This is a genomic window from Deferrisoma sp. (genome assembly GCF_054681715.1).
In genome coordinates this window covers 1-7,718 of the sequence record NZ_BAAHFQ010000135.1, presented here as the reverse complement: position 1 = coordinate 7,718, position 7,718 = coordinate 1, and the positions used below count along the sequence as shown (strand labels likewise).

At 73.5% G+C, this 7,718-nt stretch carries 5 protein-coding genes; all 5 read left to right on the top strand.

What is annotated here, in order from left to right:
* Positions 1-277 (top strand): peroxiredoxin family protein (locus ACY0I8_RS14440; RefSeq protein ID WP_461395317.1); only part of this gene is annotated, 277 nt, incomplete at its 5' end.
* A gap of 19 nt (positions 278-296) precedes the next feature.
* Positions 297-2,021 (top strand): HEAT repeat domain-containing protein, encoded by a 1,725-nt coding sequence (locus ACY0I8_RS14435; protein WP_461395316.1) that lies wholly within the window; start codon positions 297-299, stop codon positions 2,019-2,021.
* A 91-nt stretch (positions 2,022-2,112) separates the two neighbouring features.
* Positions 2,113-3,441: a nucleotide sugar dehydrogenase gene (locus ACY0I8_RS14430; RefSeq protein ID WP_459942375.1), complete on the top strand. Its 1,329-nt coding sequence runs from the start codon at positions 2,113-2,115 to the stop codon at positions 3,439-3,441.
* Positions 3,442-3,614: 173 nt separating this feature from the next.
* Positions 3,615-4,553 (top strand): SDR family oxidoreductase, encoded by a 939-nt coding sequence (locus tag ACY0I8_RS14425; RefSeq protein WP_461395315.1) that lies wholly within the window; start codon positions 3,615-3,617, stop codon positions 4,551-4,553.
* A 243-nt stretch (positions 4,554-4,796) separates the two neighbouring features.
* A complete protein-coding gene (locus ACY0I8_RS14420; protein WP_461395314.1) occupies positions 4,797-7,385 on the top strand; it encodes a PAS domain-containing hybrid sensor histidine kinase/response regulator in 2,589 nt (862 codons plus the stop codon).
* Positions 7,386-7,718: the final 333 nt, after the last annotated feature.

Below are 7,718 nucleotides of genomic sequence, written 5' to 3'. Positions count from 1 at the left end.
GCTCCTGGGCATCACCCTGAGCCGGGGCGACAAGAAGGACCGGGAGAAGATCCAGGCCCTGCGCGAGAAGTACCAGCTCACCTACCCCATGCTCATGGACACCGAGTTCGAGGTGGCCACCAAGATCTACGGGCTCTCGGGTCCGATCCCGCTCAAGGTCATCATCGACTGCCAGGGGGTGATCCGCTACACCCACGTGGGCGACTACGCCGACGGCATCAGCGAGGTGCCGTTCGTGCTGGACGAGCTCCTCACCGACCCCGCCTGCAAGCCCTGACCCGCCCGGGGGGAGTTCGATGCCGGTGAAAAGGTCCCCGCGGGGCCTAGGGCGCGTCGCCGCCCTGGGCCTCGTTTTGTGCCTGGCCCCCGCGGCCTTCGGGGCGATGCGCACCATCCCCCGGGGCCGGGCCCAGGGCTCCGAGGCCGTGCGCCGGGCCGTAGCCGCGCCCACGCCCGAGGGCCGGGTCGAGGCCCTGATCCAGGTTCTGACGGGCGACGACCTGCCCGCGGCGCTGGAGGCCATGGAGGTTCTGGCGCAGATGGGGCCTCGGGTGGTGCCCCGGCTCGTCTCGGAGATGCGGCGCACCCGGAACAACTGGCTGATCGGCGGCACCCTGGTGCGGATGGGGTCCGAGGCGGTGGGCCCGCTCATCGAGCTCCTGGAGGGGGCCGACGAGGCCACCACTGTGGACTGCCTGTACCTCCTGGGCGAGATCCAGGACCGCCGGGCCGTGCCGACCCTGATCCGCTACCTCGAGGATCCCCGGGAGCAGGTGCGGCTCTACGCCGTGACCTCGCTTCTGCAGATCGGCGGCCCCCGGGCCGTGGAGGCCGTGCTGGGCCGCCTCGTGCGCGAGGGCAAGGGTCTTTCCGGCCTCATCGTCGAGGCCCTCCTGCGGTACGCCCAAAACGACGTGGAGCCCGTGATCCAGGCCCTCACCTCCCCCAACCCCCGCATCCGGCAGGAGGCCGCCTACCTCCTCGGAGGCTTGGGTGACCTGCGGGCCGTGGAGCCCCTGGTGGCGGCCCTCGAGGATCCCGAGCCCCGGGTGCGGGAGAACGCGGCCTTTTCCCTCGGCAAGCTGGCCGACCGGATCGAGGAGGCGACCTGGGTCGTGGACGCCCTGGCGAAGCGCCTGGCCGATCCGGACGAGGTGGTGGCCGAGGTGGCCCGGGCCGCGGTGGCGCGGTTCGGCCGGGCCGCGGTGGACCGGCTCGTGGACGTCTGCCGCACGGCGCCGCCCGAGGTCAAGGTGCGGGCCCTCAACGCCCTCCGGGACATCGGCGACCCCGGGGCCGAGGATGTGATGATCGATCTCCTGGACCACCCCGTGCGGGCCGTTCGGGTCGCGGCCGTGGCGGGGCTGATCGAGGTGGGCACGGCCCGGGCGGTGGAGCCGCTCCTGAACGCCCTCCGCGACGAGGACCTGCGGTGGTTCGCGGGGCTCGCCCTCGAGCGGGTGGGGGCCGAGAACCCGGACCTCTTCTTCGCCTCGAGCCCGGGCGACCCCACCATGAGCCTGCGGTTCCAGATCCTGGAGCGCCTTGGGACGGCCGTGGTGCCCTTCTTGGCCGAAAAGCTCCGGGACGAGAACCCCGGTCGCCGGGCGGCGGCCTGCTGGATCCTGGGGGAGATCGGGGATCCGGCGGCCGTCCCCGACCTGGCCGCCGCGCTGGACGACCCCCAGGTGGGTTGGCTCGCGGCCCGGGCCCTGGCCCGGCTGGGGGAGCCCGGGTGCGACGCGCTCTTGCGGGTGCTCAAGGGCTCCCGGAACGACCGGGCGGCGCTCCAGGCGGTGGAGGGCCTGGCGCTTTGCGACACCCCCGAGGCCTGGGACGCGGTGGAGGGCGCGGTGGCCGCGGCCCTGCCCCGGGAGGCCCGGGTCCGGGCGGCCGTGCTGGTTTCCCGCTACGGCGACCCGGTCCGGGTGGCCCGGATCCGGGAGTACCTCGACACCGAGGGCCGCGACCTCTGGCCCGACGTGGAGGCGGCCCTGCGGGCCGAGGCGGAGGTGAGATAGGAGGGGCGGCTGGGCGGCCAGGCGGCAGGGCCGCCGTCCCTGAGGTCCCTTTCGTCCCTTGGGTCCCTGAACGAACCGTAGAGAGGCAACCATGTCCCACGCGTTCTCCACGATTCCCGATCGTCTCCTGGCGGGCGAGGCGTCCCTGGCCGTGGTGGGCCTGGGGTACGTGGGCCTGCCCCTGGCCGCGGCCTTCGGCCGCAAGGTGCCCACCCTCGGGTTCGACGTGAGCGAGGCCAAGGTGGCGGCGCTCCGCCGGGGGGTGGACCCCACGGGCGAGCTCTCGGCCGACGACCTCGCCTCGACCCGCATCGAGTACACCACGAACCCCGGGGATCTCCGGCGGGCCTCCTTCGTGGTGGTGGCCGTGCCCACCCCCATCGACCGGCACAAGAAGCCCGACCTGGGCCCCCTCGTGGCGGCCAGCCGGTCCATCGGCCAGAACCTGACCCCCGGCACGGTGGTGGTGTACGAGTCCACGGTGTACCCCGGGGTGACCGAGGAGGTCTGCGTGCCGGTGCTCGAGCGCGAATCGGGGCTCGCCTGCGGCCGGGACTTCAAGGTGGGCTACTCCCCCGAGCGCATCAACCCGGGCGACAAGGAGCACACCCTGGAGCGGATCGTGAAGGTGGTGGCCGGCCAGGACGCCGAGACCCTGGAGGTGGTGGCCCGGGTCTACGAGACGGTGGTCGAGGCCGGGGTGCACCGGGCCCCCACCATCAAGACGGCCGAGGCGGCCAAGGTGATCGAGAACACCCAGCGCGACCTCAACATCGCGCTCATGAACGAGCTTTCGGTCATCTTCAACCGCATGGGCATCGAGACCCGGGCCGTGCTCGAGGCCGCCGGCACCAAGTGGAACTTCCTGCGGTTCACCCCCGGGCTCGTGGGGGGGCACTGCATCGGGGTGGACCCCTACTACCTCACCTACAAGGCCGAGGAACTCGGGTACAAGCCCCAGGTGATCCTCGCCGGCCGGGCCATCAACGACGGCATGGGGAAATACGTGGCCGAGAGCACGGTGAAGGGGCTCATCCGGTGCGGCCGGGCCGTCCAGGGCAGCCGGGTGCTGGTGCTGGGGCTCACCTTCAAGGAGAACGTCTCCGACCTGCGGAACTCCCGGGTCGCCGACGTGATCGCGGAACTGCGGGACTACGGGGTGGAGGTGCTGGCCCACGACCCCCTGGCCGACCCCGGCGAGGCCGAGCGGGAGTTCGGCCTCCGGCCCGTGGCCCTCGACCAGGTGCCCCCGGTGGACGGCATCGTGGCCGCCGTGGCCCACGGCGCCTTCGACGAGCTCACCCTGGAGCGGCTCAAGGCCCTGTACCGGCCCGACGGCCGGGGCGTGCTGGCCGACGTCAAGATGCGCTACGATCGCGCCGAAGCCGAGGCCCTGGGGCTGTACTACTGGTCGTTGTGACGGCTAGGCGGCTCGGCGGCTCGGCGGCTAGGCAGCTAGGCGGCTGGGCGGCTGGGCGGCTGGGCAGTTGGGCGGCTCGGCGGCTGGGCGGCCGGCCCGCGCGTCCCTTTCGTCCTTTACGTCCCTTAGGTCCCTTCACGCGCTTCCTTCGGCGAAGCGCCCAAGGAGTCCACATGGCCACCTTTCTCGTCACCGGCGTGGCCGGGTTCATCGGGTCGAACCTGGCCGAGGCCCTTCTGGCCCGGGGCCACCGGGTGCGGGGCCTCGACAACTTCCTCACCGGCAAGCCCGAAAACCTGGAGGGTCTGGACGGCCTCGAGTTCCTGGAGGGCGACGTGCGCGACCCCGAAACCTGCCGGGAGGCCTGCGAGGGCGTGGACTACGTGCTCCACGAGGCGGCCCTGGGATCGGTGCCCCGGTCCATCGAGGACCCGGCGCTCTCCAACGAGTGCAACGTCACCGGCACCCTGAACCTGCTCGTGGCCGCCCGGGACGCCGGGGTGAAGCGGCTCGTGTTCGCGGCGAGCTCCTCGGCCTACGGCGACACCCCCACGCTGCCCAAGGTGGAGGACATGCGGCCCCAGCCCCTGAGCCCCTACGCCCTCACCAAGCTCGCCGGGGAGGAGTACTGCCGGCTCTTCTTCGAGCTCTACGGCCTGGAGACCGTGAGCCTCCGGTACTTCAACGTGTTCGGGAAGCGCCAGGACCCCTTCAGCACCTACGCGGCCGTGATCCCCAAGTTCGTCTCCGCGCTCCTTCGGGGCGAGCCCCCCGAGATCTACGGCGACGGTGAGCAGACCCGCGATTTCACCTACATCGCCGACGTGGTCCAGGCGAACCTCCGGGCCTGCGAGGCGCCCCGGGAGGCCTGCGGCCAGGTGTACAACGTGGCCTACGGCGAGAGGATCAGCCTGAACGCCCTCTACCGGGAGATCGCGGGGCTCCTGGGGGTGGACCTGGAGCCCCGGTACGGCCCGCCGCGGCCCGGCGACGTCAAGCACAGCCTGGCCGACATCGGGAAGGCCCGGCGGTTCCTCGGGTACGAGCCCGCCTACGACGTGCGCCGGGGCCTCGCGGAGGCCATCGCCTGGTACCGGGAGAATCTGGGATAGGCGGCGGGGCGGCGGGGCGGCTAGGCGACGCCCCACGCCCCATGACCCGCGACCAACGACCAACGACCAACGACCCACGACCCACGACAAACGATTCCCGCCTTGACGGCTGCGAGATCGCGGTCTAGGGTTTCCCAGCCTCCCAGCCTCCCAGCCTCCCAGCCTCCTCAAGTTTTCGGATCGGCCGGCCGATGCCGATCAAAAGGAGTTTCGCACGTCCCATCGGCGGATAGCGAGGTTTGGATGACTCAGGGCCGGATTCTCGTGTGGGGTGACGAGGGCCAGGCCGGGCGGGCGGCCGAGGAGCTTCGGGCGGCCCACCCCGGCCTGGAGACCGAGGTGTGCCCCCCTGCGGCCGAGCCGGGCCGCGACTTCGAACCCGGGGCCTACGACGCCGTCCTCGTCGTGCCCGACCCGGAGCGGTGCGGGCCCCAGGAAGAGTTGACGGGCCGGCTCCGGGCGACCGCCCCCGACACCCCCGTGTTCGTGCTCTGCCCCGAGGCCTTCGGGCCCGCCTGCGAAACCCACCGGTCGGCGGCCCAGTCCCCCCCGCCCACGGCCCACGTGGTTTGCATCGACCGGGTGGTGGCGGCCCTGGCTCGGGCCGTCGCGGCCCGGGCCGATCGCCTCGGGCGGGAACGGGCCGAGCGGCGCTACCGCGACCTCTTCCAGAACCTCCCCATCGGGCTCTTCCAGCGCGCATCCGACGGCGCTTTCCTCGACGCCAACCCGGCCATGGCCGGGATCCTGGGGCTCCCGAGCCGGGAGGCCCTCCTCGAGCGCCGGGTCCAGGACTTCTACCTCGATCCGGCCGACCGGGACCGGTTCGAGGCGGACCTGGCCCGGGACGGCGTGGTGATCGACCGGAAACTCCGGCTCCGCCGGGCCGACGGCCGGCCCACCTGGGTCCTGGTGACCGCCCGGGCCGTGCGGGACGAGGCCGGCCGGCTCCTCTACGTCGAGGGCGCCACCCGGTCGATCGACGCCCAAGTGGAGGCCGAGGCGGCCCGGGACAAGAGCGAGGCCCGGTACCGGACGCTGGCCGAGGCCACCCGGGAGGCCCTCCTCATCCACGACGGCGAGCGGGTGCTCGACGCCAACCGGGCCGCCGAGACCCTCTTCGGCCTTAGCCGCGAGGCCCTCCTGGCCACCCCGCCCCTGGACCTCGTCCACCCCGACGACCGGGAGACCGTGGCCGCCCGGATCCGGGCCGGGTTCCGGGGCGAGTACGAGGTCCGGGGGATTCGATCCGACGGCAGCGCGTTCTGGGCGAGCCTGCGGGTGGACCCGGTGGAGTGGGAGGGCCGGCCGGCCCGGATGGCCCTCGTCCAGGACGTGACCCCCTACCGGGAGGCGGCCGAGGCGGCCCGGGCCGCCGAGCGGCGGCTCTCGAACCTCATGGACGCCGTGCCCGTGGGGCTCGTGCTCCTCGACTCGGCCGGGGCGGTGCTCGCCGCCAACGGCGCCGGCCGGGAGCTCCTGGCCGCCCTGGGGGCCGACCCCGACCGCCGGGTCGGCGCCCTCGGCGGCCGGCCCCTGGTGGACCTCCTCACCCCCGGCGGGGAGGAGACCGAGTTCCGCACCCCCGAGGGCGACCGGCGGGTCATGGTGTCGTCCCACCCCATCGAGAGCTCGTCCCAGGGGGTGCTCTGGGCCCTGGTGCTCCGGGACGTGACCGAGGAGTGGCTCCTGAGGGAGCAGGCGGCCCAGCAGGACCGGCTCGCCTCGGTGGGCCAGCTCGCCGCCGGCATCGCCCACGACTTCAATAACCTCCTCCTGGCCATCACCGGCTACGCCGAGCTCGCCCGCCTGGACCCCGGGGTGTCGCCCAAGCAGCAAAAGCGCCTGGAAGATCTGGTGAAGGCCGCGTTCCGGGCGGCCGAACTGGTGCGCCAGATGCTCGACTTCAGCCGGGGCACCGGCGGGGAGCGGGCCCCCCTCAATCTCGTGCCGGTGGTCAAGGAAACGGCCAAGATGCTCGCCCGGACGTTCCCCGACGAGATCCGGGTGGAGGCCCGGGTCGAGGCGGCCGAGGCCGTGGTGGTGGGCTCGGCCCTGGAGATCGAGCAGGTCCTCATGAACCTGGCCCTGAACGCCCGGGACGCCATGCCCGAGGGCGGTACCCTGACCCTGGGGCTCCGCACCCGGCGGGCGGGGGACGGCCCGGGGTGGGCCGAGATCGAGGTGGCCGACACCGGCACCGGCATCCCCGAGGAGATCCGGGCCAAGGTGTTCGACCCGTTTTTCACCACGAAGCCCCCGGGGAAGGGCACGGGCCTGGGGCTCCACCAGGTGGCGTGCATCGTGGACCGGCACGGCGGCCTGGTGGAGCTCGAGAGCGAGCCCGGCCGGGGCACCACGGTGCGGGTGCTCCTGCCGCTCCGGCCCCCCCGGGACACGGGCGCGCGGGCGAAGGGGCCGGACCTCCTGCCCCGGGGCCACGGGGAGCGGGTGCTCGTGGTGGACGACGACCCGGCCGTGCGGGAGATCACCGCGGCCCTGGTGGAGAGCCTGGGGTACCAAACCGAGTTCGCGGCCGACGGGGCCGAGGCCCTGGAGCGGGTGAGGGCCGCCGGGGTGGACCTGGTGCTCAGCGACGTCTCCATGCCCCGGATGAACGGCCCGGCCCTCGTGGCCGCCCTGGGGGAGCGCGGGCTCCGGGTGCCGGTGGTGTTCCTGAGCGGCTACGACGCCCCCGAGGACCTGGACCCCGGCATCCCCTACCTCCGGAAGCCCCCGACCCGGCTCGCCCTGGCCCGCACCCTGGCCCGGGCGCTCCGGGGCGAGGCCCCGCTTTCAAACCCTGGATCGGAAGGAAGCGGGGCGGTATAGTTCGGCGATCACGGCTCGCCCCCCTCACCCCGGCCCTCTCCCCCCGGTGGGGGGAGAGGGGGACAGAAGGCGGCCCGGTACGGCGTTGCAGGCCCCCCTCCAGGGCGCCAGAACGCGGCCCAGGACGGCGCAGCAGGCCCCCCTCCCCGGGTGGGAGGGGGGTAGGGGGGCGGGGGGAGGGAAAGGGCGGGACGGATGGGCCCCCTCACCCCGGCCCTCTCCCCCCGGTGGGGGGGAGAGGGAGACAGAGGGCAGCCCGGGACGGCGTTGCGGGCCCCCCCCACCCCTGGCGGGAGGGGGGCAGGGGGGAGGGGGAAGGAAAGGGCGGGGCGG

Bases quoted from the DNA above. Each gene is read 5' to 3' on its own strand.
- ACY0I8_RS14425 (WP_461395315.1), top strand. From the start codon at position 3,615: ATGGCCACCTTTCTCGTCACCGGCGTGGCCGGGTTCATCGGGTCGAAC.
- ACY0I8_RS14435 (WP_461395316.1), top strand. From the start codon at position 297: ATGCCGGTGAAAAGGTCCCCGCGGGGCCTAGGGCGCGTCGCCGCCCTG.
- ACY0I8_RS14420 (WP_461395314.1), top strand. From the start codon at position 4,797: ATGACTCAGGGCCGGATTCTCGTGTGGGGTGACGAGGGCCAGGCCGGG.
- ACY0I8_RS14430 (WP_459942375.1), top strand. From the start codon at position 2,113: ATGTCCCACGCGTTCTCCACGATTCCCGATCGTCTCCTGGCGGGCGAG.